The sequence below is a fragment of the Burkholderia arboris genome (assembly GCF_902499125.1).
GTDB lineage: Bacteria > Pseudomonadota > Gammaproteobacteria > Burkholderiales > Burkholderiaceae > Burkholderia > Burkholderia arboris.
In genome coordinates this window covers 89,364-106,365 of sequence record NZ_CABVPX010000009.1, presented here as the reverse complement: position 1 = coordinate 106,365, position 17,002 = coordinate 89,364, and the positions used below count along the sequence as shown (strand labels likewise).

At 66.8% G+C, this 17,002-nt stretch carries 14 protein-coding genes and 1 pseudogene; 9 read left to right on the top strand and 6 right to left on the bottom strand.

Annotated features, from left to right (window positions below; genetic code table 11):
• Nucleotides 1-4 precede the first annotated feature (4 nt).
• Nucleotides 5-1,390 carry an efflux transporter outer membrane subunit gene (locus BLA15945_RS13430; protein WP_233464208.1) on the bottom strand — a complete coding sequence of 462 codons (1,386 nt, stop codon included), beginning with the start codon at nucleotides 1,388-1,390 and terminating at the stop codon, nucleotides 5-7.
• Between the two features lie 169 nt (nucleotides 1,391-1,559).
• On the opposite strand from BLA15945_RS13430, the gene BLA15945_RS13425 reads away from it, so the two are divergent.
• Nucleotides 1,560-2,333: an AraC family transcriptional regulator gene (locus BLA15945_RS13425; protein WP_081051962.1), complete on the top strand. Its 774-nt coding sequence runs from the start codon at nucleotides 1,560-1,562 to the stop codon at nucleotides 2,331-2,333.
• A 102-nt stretch (nucleotides 2,334-2,435) separates the two neighbouring features.
• Entirely contained in the window at nucleotides 2,436-3,494 is a 1,059-nt protein-coding gene (locus BLA15945_RS13420; RefSeq protein WP_174992599.1) for a LysR family transcriptional regulator, read from the top strand.
• On the opposite strand, the gene leuA is transcribed toward BLA15945_RS13420, so the two are convergent.
• The gene (leuA, locus tag BLA15945_RS13415) at nucleotides 3,412-5,121 is read right to left on the bottom strand and encodes a 2-isopropylmalate synthase (protein WP_174992676.1); all 1,710 of its coding nucleotides are present in this window, start codon (nucleotides 5,119-5,121) and stop codon (nucleotides 3,412-3,414) included. The two genes, BLA15945_RS13420 and leuA, sit on opposite strands and share 83 nt — an antisense overlap.
• A 935-nt stretch (nucleotides 5,122-6,056) precedes the next feature.
• On the opposite strand from leuA, the gene BLA15945_RS13410 reads away from it, so the two are divergent.
• The 4 genes from BLA15945_RS13410 (at nucleotide 6,057) to BLA15945_RS13395 (ending at nucleotide 9,551) form a co-directional block, all read left to right on the top strand.
• Nucleotides 6,057-6,446 carry a fucose-binding lectin II gene (locus tag BLA15945_RS13410; protein ID WP_059237917.1) on the top strand — a complete coding sequence of 130 codons (390 nt, stop codon included), beginning with the start codon at nucleotides 6,057-6,059 and terminating at the stop codon, nucleotides 6,444-6,446.
• Between the two features lie 125 nt (nucleotides 6,447-6,571).
• Nucleotides 6,572-7,396 carry a fucose-binding lectin II gene (locus BLA15945_RS13405; RefSeq protein WP_174992598.1) on the top strand — a complete coding sequence of 275 codons (825 nt, stop codon included), beginning with the start codon at nucleotides 6,572-6,574 and terminating at the stop codon, nucleotides 7,394-7,396.
• Nucleotides 7,397-7,500: 104 nt separating this feature from the next.
• Complete coding sequence (locus tag BLA15945_RS13400) at nucleotides 7,501-7,941, top strand: hypothetical protein (RefSeq protein WP_217468152.1); 441 nt, start codon at nucleotides 7,501-7,503, stop codon at nucleotides 7,939-7,941.
• Nucleotides 7,942-8,345: 404 nt separating this feature from the next.
• Nucleotides 8,346-9,551, top strand: coding sequence for an NAD(P)/FAD-dependent oxidoreductase (locus tag BLA15945_RS13395; protein ID WP_174992596.1), 1,206 nt, complete (start codon nucleotides 8,346-8,348; stop codon nucleotides 9,549-9,551).
• A 75-nt stretch (nucleotides 9,552-9,626) separates the two neighbouring features.
• Here BLA15945_RS13395 and BLA15945_RS13390 read toward each other — a convergent pair whose 3' ends face one another.
• On the bottom strand, nucleotides 9,627-10,148 hold the full coding sequence (locus BLA15945_RS13390) for an RrF2 family transcriptional regulator (protein ID WP_059237921.1): 522 nt from the start codon (nucleotides 10,146-10,148) through the stop codon (nucleotides 9,627-9,629).
• 164 nt (nucleotides 10,149-10,312) lie between these two features.
• On the opposite strand from BLA15945_RS13390, the gene BLA15945_RS13385 reads away from it, so the two are divergent.
• On the top strand, nucleotides 10,313-11,152 hold the full coding sequence (locus tag BLA15945_RS13385; protein WP_059237922.1) for an AraC family transcriptional regulator: 840 nt from the start codon (nucleotides 10,313-10,315) through the stop codon (nucleotides 11,150-11,152).
• 70 nt (nucleotides 11,153-11,222) lie between these two features.
• Here the strand turns inward: BLA15945_RS13385 and BLA15945_RS13380 are convergent, their stop codons facing one another.
• From BLA15945_RS13380 to BLA15945_RS13370, 3 genes and pseudogenes are all read right to left on the bottom strand, one after another.
• Nucleotides 11,223-14,522, bottom strand: a complete 3,300-nt coding sequence (locus BLA15945_RS13380; protein ID WP_174992595.1) for an autotransporter outer membrane beta-barrel domain-containing protein — start codon at nucleotides 14,520-14,522, stop codon at nucleotides 11,223-11,225.
• Nucleotides 14,523-14,667: 145 nt separating this feature from the next.
• The gene (locus tag BLA15945_RS13375) at nucleotides 14,668-14,907 is read right to left on the bottom strand and encodes a hypothetical protein (protein WP_174992594.1); all 240 of its coding nucleotides are present in this window, start codon (nucleotides 14,905-14,907) and stop codon (nucleotides 14,668-14,670) included.
• Nucleotides 14,908-15,020: 113 nt separating this feature from the next.
• A pseudogene (locus BLA15945_RS13370) lies at nucleotides 15,021-15,460 on the bottom strand (M23 family metallopeptidase); the annotation flags it as partial.
• 453 nt (nucleotides 15,461-15,913) lie between these two features.
• Between BLA15945_RS13370 and BLA15945_RS13365 the strand changes: the two are divergent.
• On the top strand, nucleotides 15,914-16,789 hold the full coding sequence (locus tag BLA15945_RS13365) for a mechanosensitive ion channel family protein (protein WP_174992593.1): 876 nt from the start codon (nucleotides 15,914-15,916) through the stop codon (nucleotides 16,787-16,789).
• A gap of 12 nt (nucleotides 16,790-16,801) precedes the next feature.
• Nucleotides 16,802-16,969: a hypothetical protein gene (locus tag BLA15945_RS13360; protein WP_174992592.1), complete on the top strand. Its 168-nt coding sequence runs from the start codon at nucleotides 16,802-16,804 to the stop codon at nucleotides 16,967-16,969.
• Nucleotides 16,970-17,002 lie beyond the last annotated feature (33 nt).

Here is a 17,002-nt window from a genome sequence, read left to right as displayed (position 1 = left end):
CGGGCTACGGTTGCCAGCCGCCTCCGAGCGCCTTGAATACGGCGACCTGGTCGAGCGAGACCTGCTGCGTCGACTCGGCCAGCGCCGAATCGACCGCAACGAGGCTGCGCTGCGCATCGAGCACGCCGAGGAAATCGAGTGCGCCGGCCTCGTAGTTCAGCTCGGCGAGGCGATAGGCGCGCGCATGCTCGGCGCGCGCGGTTTCGAGCGCGGCGCGGCGGCGCCAAGCGGCGCCGTACCGCGCGAGCGCCTGCTCGGTTTCCTTCAGCGCGCGCAGCACCTGCGCATCGAATTGAGTTCGGGCGAGCGTGTCGTCGGCGCGCGCCTGCGCGAGTCGCGCGCGGCTCGCCGCCAGGTTCGGAAACCGCCACGTGATCAGCGGTCCGACACCCCATGCGATCGCGTACTTGTCGCCGAGCGTCTCCGGGTCGCTGCCGGTCGACAGCCAGTTCACCGAGCCGCCGAGCGAGATCGACGGATACAGCTCGGCCGTCGCCACGCCGATCCGCGCATTCGCGGCAGCCAGCTGGCGCTCGCTTTCGCGCAGGTCGGGGCGGCGGCGCAGCAGCGACGCGCCATCGCCGACCGGGAACGGCCGCGCGAGCACCGGCGCCGTGCGGCAATGCGCGGCGGCATCGGGCAACGCGCCGGGCGCACGCCCGGTCAGCACCGCGAGTTCGTACAGCGCCGCGCGACGCGAGCCGACGAGTGCGGGCAGATCGGCGCGCGTGTCGCCGGCGAACGCGCGCGAGCGCGCCACCTCGAGGTCGGACACGAGCCCGTGGGCGCGCTGCTTCGCCGTCAGCGCGGCCAGCCGGTCCGCGATCCCGACCGACTGTTGGGCCACGTCGATCCGCTCGCCGTATGCGCACACCTGCGCATAGGCGGCCGTCGTTTCGGCAGCCACCACGACGCGCATCGCATCGGATGCGGCCTGCACGGCATCGGCATCGGCGCGCGCAGCGTCGACCAGATGGCGCACGCGGCCCCACAGATCGACTTCCCACGACAGCGAGAACGACGGCGCGAAGCCCCCGCGCGTATGCGCATCGGTGCCCTTGGCCGCCGCGACGATCTGGTCGGGCGCGTGTTTGCCGTAGTCGACGCCGAACCCGGCCGTCGTGTCGGGCAGCCGCGCGGCGCCGGCCTCGTCGAACACCGCACGCGCACGCTCGACCCGCGCGGCGGCGGCCGCGAGATCGCGGTTCTGCGCGAGCGCGTCGCGCACGAGGCCGTCGAGCACGGGATCGTCGTAGAGCCGCCACCAGCGCGCGGGCGGTTCGCCGGCGGCCGCGACCGGCACGCCGGACACCGCGTCGAACGGTCCGATGCGCGCCGCATCGGGTGCGGGCGGCCGGTACGGCGCGCCGACCGAACACGCGGTGAGCATCGCGGCGCTCAGCAACACAACAGCAACGGACGAACGAAGAAAAACCGGAGGCAATAACGAGGCGCGCATCGTGCAATGGCAATCGAACAAAAACGATGGGCCTATGGTAATTTCGACCCGGTCGGTCGATCTCGCGCGTAAAGCGCATTCGTCGTCGAGAAAAGGACACGTGGATCAATTCTTCAGCGCGCTCGAGCGCAAGGACAAGCACAAGCAGATTGCCGCCGTCGCGTCGGACGCAGCGGCCGGCATCGCCTATCCGCCGCATTCGCATCGGCATGGCCAGCTGATTCACGCGATTTCCGGCGTGATGCTCGTGCATGCGGACGCCGGCAGCTGGGTCGTGCCGACGGGCCGCGCGGTCTGGGTGCCGGGCGGCACGCGGCACGAGATCCGCATGGCCGGTGACGTGCAGATGCGCACGGTGTTCGTTGCGCAGGAAGTGCGGCCGAGCCTGCCGCGCGAATGCCGCGTGATCGAGGTCGGCACGCTGCTGCGCGAGCTGATCGTGACCGCATGCGAACTGCCGGCCGACTACGACCTCGCGCATCGCGCGGGCCGCGTGCTCGCACTGATCCTCGATGAAATCGAAATCGCGCCGCTGCTGTCGCTGCATGTGCCGATGCCGCGCCATCCGGCGCTCGCTGCGCTGTGTACGCAGCTGATCAGCGACCCAGCGACGGCCGTCACGCTGCAGTCGTGGGCGCGCGACGCGCACATGAACGAGCGCACGCTCGCGCGCACGTTCAAGCGCGAAACGGGGATGACGCACGGCGCGTGGTGCCGCCATGCGCGGCTGCTGCTGAGCCTGCCGCGCCTCGCGGCCGGCACGCCGATCCTCGAACTCGCACTCGAACACGGCTACGACAGCCCGAGCGCATTCGCGGCGATGTTCCGCAAGGCACTCGGCGTCCCGCCGAGCGAATACTTCCGGCGGCGCTGAGCCGGACTGTCCGTTTCGCGACGATCGATCGCTGGCGGGCGCGCGCAGCGCGCCGGGCCGCTCGCTACAGTAGCGGCATCGCACCACACACGCGCCACGCCGATGGATCTGATTCAAAGCATGCAGGTCTTCGTCACACTCGCCGACGCGGGGACCTTCACCGAGACCGGCAAGCGGCTCGACCTCACGACCGCGTACGTGAGCCGCACGATCGCGGCACTCGAAACGCATCTCGGCATCCGGCTGCTGAACCGCACGACGCGCTCGATGTGCCTGACCGAAGCCGGCGAACGCTACCTCGCGCGCGCACGCGACATCACGCTCGCCGTCGCCGCGAGCGAACGCGAGGCCCGCGGCGCGCAACGGCATCCGCACGGCCGGCTGCGCGCGCACTGCAGCGCGAGCATCGCGAACCGCTTCGTGATTCCGCTCGTTGCGCGGTTCCAGGCGCGCTATCCGGACGTCAGCGTCGACCTGACGCTCGCGCCGCAGGTGCCGGACCTGATCCGCGGCAGCTACGACGTCGCGGTGATCGCGATGCCGAGCCTGCCGAGTTCCGACCAGGTCGCGATCGACGTCGGCAGGATCCGCAGCGTGCTGTGCGCCTCGCCCGCGTATGTCGCACGCTACGGGATGCCGGACTCGCCGCGCGCCCTCGCACGGCATCGCTGCGTGCAACTGGTCGCGCCCGCGTACCCGGCGCGCGAATGGACGCTGACGAACGGCACTGCTTCGGAGACGATCGCGTTCGAACCGGCCTTGACGGCCGATATCGCGGCTTCGCTGGCGATCGCGGTAACGGAAGGGGCGGGCGTCGGCCTGCTGCCGGATTTCGTCGTGGATGACGCGCTGCGTTCGGGTGCGCTGCTGCGCGTGCTGCCCGACTATCGCGCGGACGACGTGAGGGTGTTTCTGGCGTATCCGTCGCGCCAGCTTCTCGATGCGAAAACGCGCGCGTGGGTGAACTTCATGAAGAAAGCGCTGCACGACTCGCTTGCCGGATCGTGCAGCAGCAGCGACACAGCGACCGGCAAGGCCGCCGCGCCGGAGCACCCCGGCGCGGCCACCCCGGCTCCGCTTACGCGACGGCCTTCACCGCGGCCCGTGCGCCAAAAAACGTCGCCTGCACGGCCTCGTCCGCACGGGCATACGCGCGGTTGACGCCACTGATCACCGCACGAATCGACGCGGTCGTCAGGTTCGCGTCGACGCCGACACCGAATGCGCTGCCGCGCACGCCGGAACCGGCCAGCTCGGCGATCGCGATCGCCTTCGCGTCGGCGCCCTGCGACAGCGCGCGTTCCTCGTAATGCTGGATCCGCAACGGCGTGTGGAGCGCGTGCATCAGCGCGTCGAGCGGGCCGTTGCCTTCGCCGCGCAGCACGCGGCGCTCGCCGTGCACGTCGACGGTCAGCACGATCGACTCGCGGCCGTCGCGTTCGGTCAGCTCATGGCCGACATAGCGCAGCGGCGCATCGCCTTCGACGTACTCCTGCTGGAACAGCGACCAGATCTGCGCACTCGTCACCTCTTGCCCGCTGTCGTCGGTCAGGCGCTGCACGGCTGCGCTGAAATCGACCTGCATGCGGCGCGGCAACGCGACGCCGTAACCCTGTTCGAGCAGGTACGCGATGCCGCCCTTGCCCGACTGGCTGTTCACGCGAATGATCGAATCGTAGGTGCGGCCGAGATCGCTCGGATCGATCGGCAGGTACGGCATTTCCCATACGGCGTCGGCACGCTGCACCGCGAAGCCCTTCTTGATCGCGTCCTGGTGCGAACCGGAGAACGCGGTGAACACCAGGTCACCGACATACGGATGACGCGGGTGGATCGGCAACTGCGTGCACGCCTCGGACGTGCGCGCGACTTCGTTGATCTGCGAGAAATCGAGGCCCGGATCGACGCCCTGCGTGTACAGGTTCAGCGCGAGCGTAACGAGATCGACGTTACCCGTGCGTTCGCCGTTGCCGAACAGGCAGCCTTCGATGCGGTCCGCGCCGGCCATCACCGCGAGCTCGGCCGCCGCAACCGCGGTGCCGCGATCGTTGTGCGGATGCACGGACAGGATCAGCGAATCGCGACGCGCAAGGTTCCGGTGCATCCACTCGATCTGGTCCGCGTAGAAGTTCGGCGTGCCGACTTCGACGGTCGCCGGCAGGTTCACGATCGACTTGCGTTCGGGCGTCGGCTGCCACACGTCGAACACGGCGTCGCAGACTTCCTTCGCGAAGTCGAGCTCGGTCGCCGTGAAGGTTTCGGGGCTGTATTGCAGCGTGAACTGCGTATCGGTCGCCGCGTCGGCGAAGCGCTTGATCGTGCGCGCCGCGTTCACTGCGAGCTGCTTCACGCCGTCGCGCTCGAGGCCGAACACGATCTTGCGGAATTCCGGCGCCGTTGCGTTGTACAGGTGCACGATCGCGCGCTTCGCGCCGCGCAGCGATGCGAAGGTTCGCTCGATCAGGTCGTCGCGCGCCTGCGTCAGCACCTCGATCGTCACGTCGTCGGGGATGTGGCCGCCTTCGATCAGTTCACGCACGAAGTTGAAATCGGTCTCCGACGCGGACGGAAACGCGACCTCGATCTCCTTGAAACCGATCGCAACCAGCGTCTTGAACATCCGCATCTTGCGCGCGGCGTCCATCGGCTCGAACAGCGCCTGGTTGCCGTCGCGCAGGTCGGTGCTCATCCAGATCGGCGCCTGCGTGATCGTGCGCGACGGCCACGTGCGGTTCGGCAGGTTGACGGGCGTAAACGGGCGGTACTTCGTCGCGGGGTTCTTCAGCATCATGGTGTTCGGTCCTCGGTCGGTTTGTCGGGAAACCGCGTCGCGGCGGCCATCGGCGGGAGTGGCCGGCTGCGCGCGCAGCGGTGACAGCGATGAAACGGCACAACGGCAAAGCGGTACGGCGAACGACAGCCTTGGCGGTTGAGCGACCGGGACGGAGCGGAGCGATACGGAACAATGACGAACTCAGGCGCCGGTCGATAACCGGGGCCAGGTCGGCGATACGGGGGAAATCTGGCGCTTCAGGAAAGAAGCAGATGGAAAGCGCGCAGCCGCAGACCCAGCCCGGAGAAACGGGCTAGTAGTCGTAGCGAGAAGAGGGACTGGGCGGCTTGCATGGCCAGAATCAAATCACAGGGTGGCCGGGGCTGTCAACGGGGTGCGCGGGAATCGCGCGTTTTTTGTGTGCGCAGAATCAGTCGTGTCCGATAGGCGGCGCCCTGCCCTGTCGATATGCTTCACGGGTGCGGCGCCGGTGAGGTCCCATTCATGTTCGGAGTGAGTCGGTCCATCCTCTTCGCCGGTCGCCGCCCCCTCCCCTTGTAACCGGGCTTCGGTGTGGGCGTTCGACGGTGGCCGGTGGCGCGGCCACGACCGAGGCGTCGATGTTGAAACGACAACGCTGCCATATGCGAACGCCGAGTGTCGGCTCCGAAGCCCAATCGCGCCCGCCCCCTCCCCGCCGGCACAGCCACGCAGCGTTCAATAAAACGATACGCGCATCGACATCATTTCCCGAATATCTCGAAACTCATTTCATTCAATCCATTTCATTGAATCGATTAAACGTGATTTTCGATTCATTAAACAATAATCACTCAATTTCGAATATTTTTTTATTTATTTTTCGGCATGCTCGGGAAGTCGCATTTCAAACGGCAAACGTTTGCGCGACAGGGCCTCACGCCCTACCCAACACTCCTCAGGAGGAACGCATGGCCGACTCTCAAACGTCTTCCAACCGCGCTGGCGAGTTTTCGATTCCGCCCAATACCGATTTCCGCGCGATTTTCTTCGCGAATGCGGCCGAGCAACAGCACATCAAGCTGTTTATCGGCGACAGCGCTGAACCCGCGGCCTATCACAAGCTGACGACGCGCGACGGCACGCGTGAAGTCACGCTGAATTCCGGTAACGGCAAGCTCCGCTTCGAAGTGTCGGTCAACGGCAAGCCGTCGGCCACCGACGCACGCCTCGCGCCGATCAACGGCAAGAAGTCGGACGGCTCGCCGTACACGGTCAACTTCGGCATCGTCGTGTCGGAAGACGGCCACGACAGCGACTACAACGACGGCATCGTCGTGCTCCAGTGGCCGATCGGCTGACCTGACGCGCAACAAACGACCGACCGCCGCCGGCCGGCCGCCTGCCGGCCGGCCGGCGGATTTGCGTCGCGTTCGGCGGACCCTCACGCCCCCCATCCAGAACTGCGTTATCACCGGAGACTTCCATGCCGCTTCTTTCGGCTTCGATCGTCAGCGCGCCTGTCGTGACGTCAGAAACCTACGTCGACATCCCGGGCCTGTATATCGACATCGCCAAAGCAGAGATTCGCGACGGAAAGCTGCAGGTCATCCTCAACGTGCCGACGCCGTATGCGACCGGCAACAACTTCCCCGGCATCTATTTCGCGATTGCGACCGACAAAGGCCTCGTCGCGGACGGCTGCTTCACGTATTCATCGAAGGTGCCCGAGTCGACCGGGCGCATGCCGTTCACGCTCGTCGCGACGATCGACGTCGGCAGCGGCGTCACGTTCGTGAAAGGCCAGTGGAAAAGCGTGCGCGGCAGCGCGATGCATATCGATTCGTACGCGAGCCTTTCCGCGATCGGCGAAACAGCCGCGCAATCGTCGTCGCAGGGCGGCGGAAGCAGCGAAACCGGTGCGGGCGGCAACACCGGTGCCGGCAACGTCGGCGCCGGCGGCGAACGCGACGGCACCTTCAACCTGCCGCCGAACATCAAGTTCGGCGTCACCGCGCTCACCAACGCGGTGAACGACCAGACGATCGACATCTACATCGACGACAACCCGAAACCCGCCGCCACGTTCAAGGGCGCGGGCGTGCAGGACCAGAACCTCGGCACGAAGGTGCTCGACTCCGGCAAGGGACGCGTGCGCGTGATCGTCATGGCCAACGGCAAGCCGTCGCGCCTGGGCTCGCGGCAGGTCGACCTCTTCAAGAAGTCGTACTTCGGGATCGTCGGGTCGGAAGACGGTACGGACGACGATTACAACGACGGCATCGTGTTCCTGAACTGGCCGCTGGGTTAACCGGCCGCACCATCAACGGGAAGGCAATCGCCGGGGGCCGATTCACCCGGCGATTGCCAGTCAATGGATTTGACGAGGAAGCAATGCCAGCAGGCAAGGCAATCATGAAATGGGCCGGTCGTCGCAGCGACACCCGGCACCTGTTGAAACCGCTGCCAACCGACATCGTGCAAACCCTGTCGCTGGCCCATCATCTGGCGCTGGAGTCGGTAACGTCGGGCGGCGGCAACCTCGATCAGGTCGGCTACCTGGTCCGCGTCGTCTACCTGACGTTTTACCTGCGCGATACGGCGTCGATCGACACGAACGTCATGGCATACCGGTGCGCAGAGCGCGCGCTTCACGCGTGCGTCGCACGCGTCGACCAGGGCGCCTGCTGCCGGCTGGTCGATCACGAACCGGAAGCGGTCAGCCGCATCCTGCTGATCCACGATCAGCAACTGTCCGCCATCACCGGGCACCTGTATCTGGCCGCCCGGGAACGCCTGCGTCATCACGTCGCCAACGGAAGACGCTCGCCGATCGCGCTCGCGGCAGGACGTTGAGCGCCGTCGGTGAAGGCCGGCGACCATGAAGCCGGACGCCGGATCCCGGCGCCGGCACGTTCCCCTGCGCCTCAGCATCGCTTCGCGTCATGACGCAGCAACGGTCGCCCGTCCAACGACTGCGACATCGTTACGGTGCGGGCGACGGATCGGCGTCAGGCCAACCCGATTACGGTCCAGTCGCGCGGCAATGCCCCGCGAGCATGCCGGCAGACCGGCTCCGAGCCGGGTGCGCGACACAGCCTCCAACCGGGTCACTCCCTGATTTTTCGCCGGGTCATTCCGAACACAGGACTTGCGCTCCATAACTACGACTCATAGAATCGTAGTTATGGAGCGCATCGATGCGGGAGGCAACGTCGGTGTTCTACCGACCTCGTGCATCAATCAACCGGAGTGGAACAGTGGCACAACGAATTCTTGTTATCGGGGCCGGCTTTGCCGGCATGTGGAGCGCATTGAGCGCGGCGCGTCTGCTCGACCTGCACGGCCGAACCGACGTGGAGATCACCGTGGTGGCGCCCGACGCGCACCTGCACGTTCGTCCGCGCCTTTACGAAGAAGGCCCGGCGAATTTCCGCGCGCCGCTCGGCGAGATCTTCGACGCGGTCGGCGTGACGTTCGTCCAGGGCACGGTCGAGCGCATCGACGTCGCGCGCCGGGCCGTCGAGGTGCTGGGCACCGGCGGCCAGGCGTCGACGCTCGACTACGACCGCCTTGTGCTGGCAACCGGCAGCCGCCTGTTCCGCCCGGCAATTCCGGGCCTCGTCGAGCACGCGTTCAGCGTTGATCAGACCGACGAAGCCGTCGAACTCGAAGCGCACATTCGCGACCTGGCGCGGCAGCCGGCTTCCGCCGCACGCAATACGGTCGTAGTGGCAGGCGGCGGATTCACGGGCATCGAGACGGCAGCGGAAATGCCGGCGCGCCTGCGCGCCGTGCTGGGCGAGCAGGCCGACGTGCGCGTCGTGATCGTCGAGCGCAACGACGCGATCGGCCCCGATCTGGGCGCGGGGCCGCGCCCCGTCATCGAGGAAGCGCTGCGCACGCTCGGCGTGACGTGGCAGCTCGGTTCCGGCGTCGCGTCAGTCGACGCAGGCGGCATCACGACGGCCGACGGCGAGCGCATCGAGTCGAACACCGTGATCTGGACCGCCGGCCTGCGTGCGAGCACGCTGACCGAACAGATTCCGGGCCGCCGCGACGCGACGGGCCGCCTGCACGTCGACCGCAACCTCGCGGTCGACGGCGTGCCGGGCGTCTATGCAACGGGCGACGTCGCCTATGCGGCAACCGACGACGAAGGCAACCATACGATGATGTCGTGCCAGCACGCGATGAACCTGGGCCGTTCGGCCGGGCACAACGTGGCGGCCGATCTGCTGGGTCTCGAACCGATTCCGTACAGTCAGCCGAAGTACGTGACGTGCCTGGACCTCGGCCCGTGGGGCGCGGTCTATACGGAAGGCTGGGAGCGCGAGGTGAAACTGACGGGTGCTGAAGCGAAGCAACTCAAGCACCGGATCAATTCGGAGTGGATCTATCCGCCGCGCGCGGATCGTGCGGAAGCGCTGACGGCCGCGGATCCGTTGCGGATCGTCGTGGCCTGACCGGCGCACGTGCGCCGATGATGCGCGGGGCGCGGTGAAAGCGTCCCGCGTATTGTCGTTTCACGCAAACGCGAATCAGCGCTCGCCGCCACGGTTCGCCGCGCGATCGGCAAACCAGCCGACCACCTTCGGACCGTAACTGGCCGGCGCTTTCGACCATGCCCGCCCGGCAAGATCGGCGAGCGACTGCTTCTTCAGTTCTTCCCGCATCGCCTGTTCGGCCGCCTGCATCACAGCGTGAATCGAACAGGTGCCGCGCGTGGCCCACGCGGGTGCGTCACCCTCGAACACCGCGCACTGGCTGCGTACTTCGCGGCAGTCGAACAGCCGCTTGTCGCCGTCGATCGCTGCGACGACATCCTGCACGGAGATGTCACGCGCCGGCTTCGCCAGCGTAAAGCCGCCGCGAATGCCTTCGCTGGACGCGACGATCCCGGCCTTCGCGAGACGCGTGAACAACTTGGCCGCGTAGTCGACGGACACGCCCTGCATCTCGGCCAGATCGCGCACGCTGGCATCGCGCACGCCCGTGGAAGTGTCGGCGAGGTAGAGCAGGCAATGCAGGCCATACTCGACGCCGGTGCTGATGAACGACATGCTATTACGACTCGGGGTATCGGAGTTGGGAGCGTAGCGCAGGTCGGCGACAAAGTCACTTGTGACACCTTTTTCGCGACGAAACCCGCTTGCGCGTGCAAGAACGATCAAATGCCCGAGACGCCGATACCATATAGTCCGCCCGACACCCTCATTGGCCCGCCATGAACCCGGTAGGAAAAGCACTCTGGTTGATCGAAACCGAACTGGACAGGGAACTGACGCTCGACAGGATTTCCGCCGGTTGCGACATGTCGCGCTTCGGCTTCTCGCGCCTGTTCTCGATGAATACCGGCTGGCCGGTGATGCGCTACGTCCGGTCGCGGCGGCTCACGCGTGCGGCGCGGGCACTGGCGCAAGGCGCGCCGGACATCCTGCACGTGGCGCTCGATGCCGGCTATGGCTCCCATGAGGCGTTCACGCGCGCCTTCCGCGATCTCTTCGGCATGACGCCCGAGGACGTGCGGGCACGGCGCACACTCGACGGGTTGTCTCTTGTGGAGCCGCTTCGCATGAAAGAACTGAAGATCATCGACGTGACGCCGTCACGCTTCGAAACCGCCGGCAAGCGATTGATCGCGGGTATGAGCGACCGCTATACGTTCGAAACCAACGAAGGGATTCCGGCGCTGTGGCAAGCGTTCATCCCATACATCGGTACCCTTCCGGGCCAGGTCGGCGACGTGACGTACGGCGTGTGCTGCAACCCCGATGCGGATGGCAGCTTCGAATACATCGCGGGCGTGGAAGTCACGAGCCGCGACCGGCTGCCCGCGCCGTTTCGCTGGGTCGAACTGGCGCCGCAGCGGTATGCGGTGTTCGAACACGCCGGGCATATCTCGACGTTGCACCAGACCTTCTACAGCATCTGGAACGGCTGGCTGCCGACGTCGGGATTCAAGGCGGTCGACGCACCCGAGTTCGAGCGCTACAGCGGCGACTACGATCCGGTGACGGGCGCTGGCGTGCTGGAAATCTGGTTGCCGGTCGAACACGCTGCGTAAGTGGCATGCGCGGACCGGCCGCGACGATATGCGCCGCGGCCGATCGATCAACGCATCCCTGCCCTTTCAATCACCACGCCCACCGCACGCCCGCGTTCCCGGTGATCGTGCGCTGGTGCTCGCCGCCGAGGTTCGTCAGGTAGCTGACCGTCGCATACACGCTGCCGCGCTTCGTCAGCTGCGCGACGAGCCCCGCGCCGATCTGGCCGGCCGTCTGCCCGACCTGCGTGCCGATCGTCGTCGAACCGCCGAACGTCGTCTTGTCGTCGGTGCCGAACGAACGCAGCACGTTCGCGCGCAGGTACGGCTTCCAGCTCACGCCGTTCGAATCGAACGCGTATTGCAGCCGCGCACCGATCCGGCCGAGGAACGTATTGCCGTTGTTCCATCCGATGCTCGACACGCCGTCGTTGAAGCGATCGAGCGACAGCCACTGCCACACGAGCTGCGCCTGCGGCTCGAGCGTCAGCCCGTAACCGAGTGCGATAGGCAGCCCGGCTTCGACCGAACCCGTGAACGCGTTGCCGTTCGTCGAACCGCTTACGTTGTCGTTCGAATGCGTGCGTACGTTCAGCGCGCTGCCCATCAGCACGGCATCCGTGTACCAGCCGCCCGGGCCGATATGCGTCCAGTAGCCGCCGAGGTTGTACGCGTTGACCTGCAGCGAGCCGACGCCCGTGTCCTGCTGCGCGAGCGCGAAGCCGTTCACGTCACCGACCGCGCGCGAGAAGCCGAGGAAGAAGCCGTAGTGGTTGCGATGGCCGCTGGTAGTCGTATCGGCGTAGAGATCCTGGCCGACCTGCATCCCCCACACCGTGCCGTCGAACGACGGCGTCACATCGCCCTTCTGCTTGATGTTGCTGTTGCCGCCCCATACGCGTGCCCATGACGCGGGTACCGAACCGTTCTCGGCCAGCAAGCCCTGTTCGCCCTGCCGGTCATGGAACGTATCGATCTGCAGCAGGCCGAGCTGGCGCGCGACGGCCGGCGCTTCCGCGTACAGCGGCACCTCGGGGCGATAGATCGGCTCCGGGTTGCCGCCGGCGCCGGCATCCGTGACGGCTTCGACGATCGACTCCGGCGTGCCTTCGGCGGGCGTGACCGGCTCGGGCGTGGGCGGCGTCGGCTGCCCCGGCTCGACGACCGGCGGTTCCGGCTTCGGCGGCACCGTGTTGCGCAGGTACCAGCTGTCGCCGGTGCCGTTCGCCGCGCCGCCTTTCGCGAGAAAGTACGAATAAGCGCCCGCGCTCACCGTGCCGCCCGACAGCGTGAACGCGCCCGCGCTCGATGTCGCGCCGTTGGTCGCCTGCACGACCTGGATGCCGTCGCCGGTCGTCGGCGCACCCGCGCCACCGACGTTCGTCACCTTCAGCGTGCTGCTGCCGCTCGCCGTGCCGCCGCTGACGACCAGCTTGTCGGACGGCGCACCGTCGCCCGCGAGCGTCGTGTTCAACGCGATCGTCGCGTTCTGGCCGACGTAGTTGCCGGCCACCGTCAGTGTATTGCCGACGCCGCTGCCGCCGAGTTGCACGCGCCCCGCGTTCGTCAGGTTGCCCTTGATCAGGAAATTGCCGGTCGCGCCGCCTGAAAGGCTCGCGAGTGCGTTGGCCGCCGAGATCGTGCCGTTGTTCGTCACGTTGCCCGTCACGCTGCCATACCCGCCGAGCGTCGCGCCCGGCGCGACCGCCACGGGGCCGCCGCCGACCAGGGCCGACGTGGCGCTCGATCCATCGCCGACCACCAGCGTGCCGGCGTTCACGTTCGTGCCACCCGAATAGCTGTTCGATCCGTTCAGCGTCAGCGTGCCGCTGCCGAGCTTCGTCAGCGCGCCGGCGCCCGTGATGCCCTGTGTCAGCGTCGAGTTGAAGCCTTGCGTATCGATCGTGCCGTTGTTCGACGTGATCGACACCGCACGGCCCGACGCCAGGTTGAACGCGCTACCAAGCTGCAGCGTGCCGCCGTTGAATGTCAGGCCTCCCGGCGCCGCACCGAGCGCGTTGTCGGCGGCGACCGACAGCGTGCCCTGCGTGATCGTCGTGCCGCCCGAGTACGTGTTGCCGCCCGCCGACGATGGCGTGACCGTCAACGTGCCCGCACCGGTCTTCTCCACCGCGCCCGAACCACTGATCGTGCCCGTGTACGTACCGGCGCTGTCCTGCTGAAAACGCACGAGCCCGTTGTCGGTGACGGACAGCGGCAGGTTCGACGCGTTCGCCTGCAGCGTAGCGCCTGCATTGACGGTCGCGACGACCGACGCCGTCGTCGTGCCGAGCGTGCCGGTGAGGTTCAGCGTGCCGCTCTGCACGAGCGCGGTCGAGAACGTGCCGGTGCCGGCCCACGTCCAGTCGGTGCCGGCCATCGTCAGGCTCTGGAAGTTCGTGAACGCGTTCGACGCGGTACCCGTGCCCTGCAGCGTCACCGTGTTGGCGCCGCCGCCGCCGTTCGCGGTGCCGACGATCTGCGAGCCCGTCTGCAGGATCAGCGTCACGTTGCCGTTGCCGCCCTGGATCGCGGTGCCGCCGCCGCCCTGGATCAGCCCGGCGTTGGTGATCGTGGTCGCGCCATTGGTCGAGCGCACGCCGATGCCGTTGTTGCTGATGATCTTTCCGCCGGCCTGGTTCGTGATCGTCGCGGTAAACGAGCTGCCGAGCGTGTTCGACACGACCGCGTCGACGCTGCCGCCGCTCGTCGCGGTGCCGGTCGTCTGGATCGTGCCGCTGTTGACCAGCATGTCGTTGTTGCCCTGCATGTAGACGGCCGGCGCATCGCGGCCATTCGACGTCAGCGTGCCGCTGTTGGTGATCGTGCCGTTGCCGCCGAGCAGCGACGCGGCGCGCGCGTTGTTGCCGGACGTCGTCACGGTGCCCGTGTTGACGATCTGGTTGCCCGACGCGCCGGGGTTGCTCTGCCCCCACGCGGCCGTCATCCCGTAGGAATTGTTGCCGGTAGTCGCGATCGAGCCGTTGTTGACGAGCGTGTTGTTGTTGCCGTTCGCGGCGATCGCGTCGTTGTAGGCGCCCGTCGTCGAAATCACGCCGGTCGCACCGTTGGTGAGCGTGTTGCCGTTGTTCACACCGAGCAGCACCGCGCCGCGGTTCGCGACGCCCGTGCCGTTGCCGGACATCGACAGGTTGCCGTTGTTGGCGATCGCGCTCGAGGTGTCGACGGAGAACGGCGTCGGTGTGGACGTCAGCACATAGCTGCCCGTCGCCGTCGAATCGAGGTTGATCGTCACGTTGGTGCTGCCGGTCGCGGCCACGACCGACGGCGCATTCGCCCCCGTGCACGTGACCGTCGTGCCGCTACCCGGCGCGGTGGCCGAGCACGCCGCATGTACGCCCACCGGCATCGCGCCGGTCAGGATCGCCATCCCACCCAAACCCAGGTTCCGCGCCTTTCTTTTCATTTTGCCGTTCGCCTTTATTGGTGACGTTATTGCTGCAAATCGGTGCGTGAAACGGGTTATATCACCTGTCTTGAAATAATCGCAAGATCCGGTGACGTGATATCGGCAATCACGCCGCGATTAATTTCGGATTGGGAAATAAGGAAAGCGGAATTGCCGCTGTGCGGCATATGAAGGCGTGGCGGGCGCCGTAGCCGGATGAAACGAATTGCCGGTTGAAATTGCCGGCTTTGCTTGACGCGTTGAAGGAGATCGCGCCGCATTCCGAAGCAATCGGAAAATTTGACGCAATGCGACGAATGATTGGCGACGCACATGCCGCACGCCATTCAGTGATGTTGCTTCGCACGATGACCTGTCGTTCAAACGCACGCGCGCTCCGAATAGTGACGACGCTGCGACAGCCAACGTGTGTACCCGATGACGCAATGCCGGCCGCGAAGGCTCGCGTCCGGCAAACGATCAGCCTGGGTGCGACGCGGAAGGCTCCGACCTCGCAACCGGTTGCGTCCACGCGGCCGAAGCGAGTTGCGTGCGCGCATCCCGCGCCACGCGGTTGAACGCGACACGCTGCTCGCCCTTCAGCTTCGCCGACTTGGCCGCCTGCACCCGCGCGACCGGATCGACGAGGCGGGCATGCCTGCGTATCTCGAAGTGCAGATGCGGGCCGGTGGCCGTCCCGGTGCGGCCGACCGCGCCGACGCGCCGACGCGCTGGCCGCGCACGACCCGCCTGCCGGTTCGCAACGTCGGCTCGAACACCAACAGGTGTGCGTAGTACGACGCATAGCCGCCGTCGTGGCGGATCACCACGTACTTGCCATAACCGCGCGGCTCGGTGCCGATGAACGTCACGACGCCGCGCTCCGACGCATGCACCGCGCGACCTGCCGGTGCGACAAGGTGTGCCATGCCCGCCACCACGGGCGTGAACGGCGCGGCGTCGTGAGACGCCTGCGCGATCGCGCCGCAATGACGGCGCGCAGCAGCGCATGGCGAAACGGGAAACAGCGAACGCCGTGTTGTGCGGGTCGACCTTGCTCGCGTGCGAGACGAAAACGCAGGTCTGACCGCATGACGTCGTCACTCGCTGTCTATCGATGAAAAACCGGGAAAGGACCGGGTATCGCGGAGGAGCCTGCATCGCGATCCGGCAACATGAAGGCGAGTGTATCGATCCACTCAACATGGCTGAATAGGACGAATCCTATTTGTTATAACGCGCCCTTAGTACCCGCGTTAAATCCACGCGCTCCGACCTCAGGCATTCGCGTGAACCACCGCGCCGCGTGTACAGTCGAACGCTGCCGGCAGCGCGACGCGCTGCATCATCTGTCCTCAACCCGGAATTCCGTCATGTTTCTCGATCAACTTCATCCGGAACGCTGGACGTTCCTGTGGAACGCGCTTTCCACCCTCTCGATCAAGCTGAGCGCCGCACTGGCGCTGCTCGTCGCCGGCTGGTGGCTGTCGAAACGCATCGGCAACTGGCTGAGCCGGCTGCTCTCGAACAAGGAGCGCGTCGACGACACGCTGCGGCCGATCCTCTGCGACGTCGCCGTGTGGGGCATCCGCATCGTCGCGATCGTCGGCGCGCTGTCGCAGCTCGGCATCGAGACCGCGAGCCTCATCGCGGTGCTCGGCGCAGCCGGCCTTGCGATCGGGCTCGCGCTGCAGGGCACGATGCAGAACATCGCGGCCGGCATCATGCTCCTGCTGCTGCGGCCGTTCAAGGTGGGCGACTACATCGACGGCGGCACGGGCGTCGCGGGCACCGTCGACGAGGTCGGGCTGTTCATGACGCGGCTGACGAAGCCGGACGGCATCTGCGAGTACGTACCGAACAGCGCGCTGTGGGACAGCGCGATCCGCAACTACACACGCAACCCGACGCGCCGTCTCGATCTCGAAGTGGAAGTGTCGGTGCACGACGATATCGATCGCGCGCTCGACGCGCTGCGGGCGCTGGCGGTGGCCGATCCCGACGTGCTGCAGGATCCCGCGCCGGACGTGATGGTGATGCGCTTCGACGACAGCACGGCCATCGCGAACCTGCGCGTGTGGACGCATACCGACAGGTTCTGGGCGATGCGCTGGCGCCTCGCGCGCCAGGTGCGCAAGACCCTCGCCGACGCGAATTGCGCGCTGCCGATCCGCACGCGCGAGCTGCATATCGTGCACGACGCGGAAACGCGCCAGGCCGGCACGCGCGCGCAGGTGCAGCGGCTGTAACGGCGACGCCCGATGAACGGGATCGCGCTTTGCGCGTGGATCGACCGTGAATCGCTCGGGTCGCTGCACGGCAGCCAGCCGACGGTGCGCATCGTCGCGCACGCGTTCGACTGGCTGCGGCAGCCCCGCCTCGTGCCAGGAGTGGTCGTCCACAACGTGTTCGCCGGTATCGCGGCCTGAGGTCTGCGCCTGCGGTGGGCCGCGACAGCGGTG

Coding starts and splice junctions, on each gene's coding strand:
- BLA15945_RS13430 (WP_233464208.1), bottom strand. CDS start 1,390: ATGCTCACCGCGTGTTCGGTCGGCGCGCCGTACCGGCCGCCCGCACCC.
- BLA15945_RS13420 (WP_174992599.1), top strand. CDS start 2,436: ATGGATCTGATTCAAAGCATGCAGGTCTTCGTCACACTCGCCGACGCG.
- leuA (WP_174992676.1), bottom strand. CDS start 5,121: ATGCTGAAGAACCCCGCGACGAAGTACCGCCCGTTTACGCCCGTCAAC.
- BLA15945_RS13410 (WP_059237917.1), top strand. CDS start 6,057: ATGGCCGACTCTCAAACGTCTTCCAACCGCGCTGGCGAGTTTTCGATT.
- BLA15945_RS13405 (WP_174992598.1), top strand. CDS start 6,572: ATGCCGCTTCTTTCGGCTTCGATCGTCAGCGCGCCTGTCGTGACGTCA.
- BLA15945_RS13400 (WP_217468152.1), top strand. CDS start 7,501: ATGAAATGGGCCGGTCGTCGCAGCGACACCCGGCACCTGTTGAAACCG.
- BLA15945_RS13390 (WP_059237921.1), bottom strand. CDS start 10,148: ATGTCGTTCATCAGCACCGGCGTCGAGTATGGCCTGCATTGCCTGCTC.
- BLA15945_RS13385 (WP_059237922.1), top strand. CDS start 10,313: ATGAACCCGGTAGGAAAAGCACTCTGGTTGATCGAAACCGAACTGGAC.
- BLA15945_RS13380 (WP_174992595.1), bottom strand. CDS start 14,522: ATGGCGATCCTGACCGGCGCGATGCCGGTGGGCGTACATGCGGCGTGC.
- BLA15945_RS13365 (WP_174992593.1), top strand. CDS start 15,914: ATGTTTCTCGATCAACTTCATCCGGAACGCTGGACGTTCCTGTGGAAC.
- BLA15945_RS13360 (WP_174992592.1), top strand. CDS start 16,802: ATGAACGGGATCGCGCTTTGCGCGTGGATCGACCGTGAATCGCTCGGG.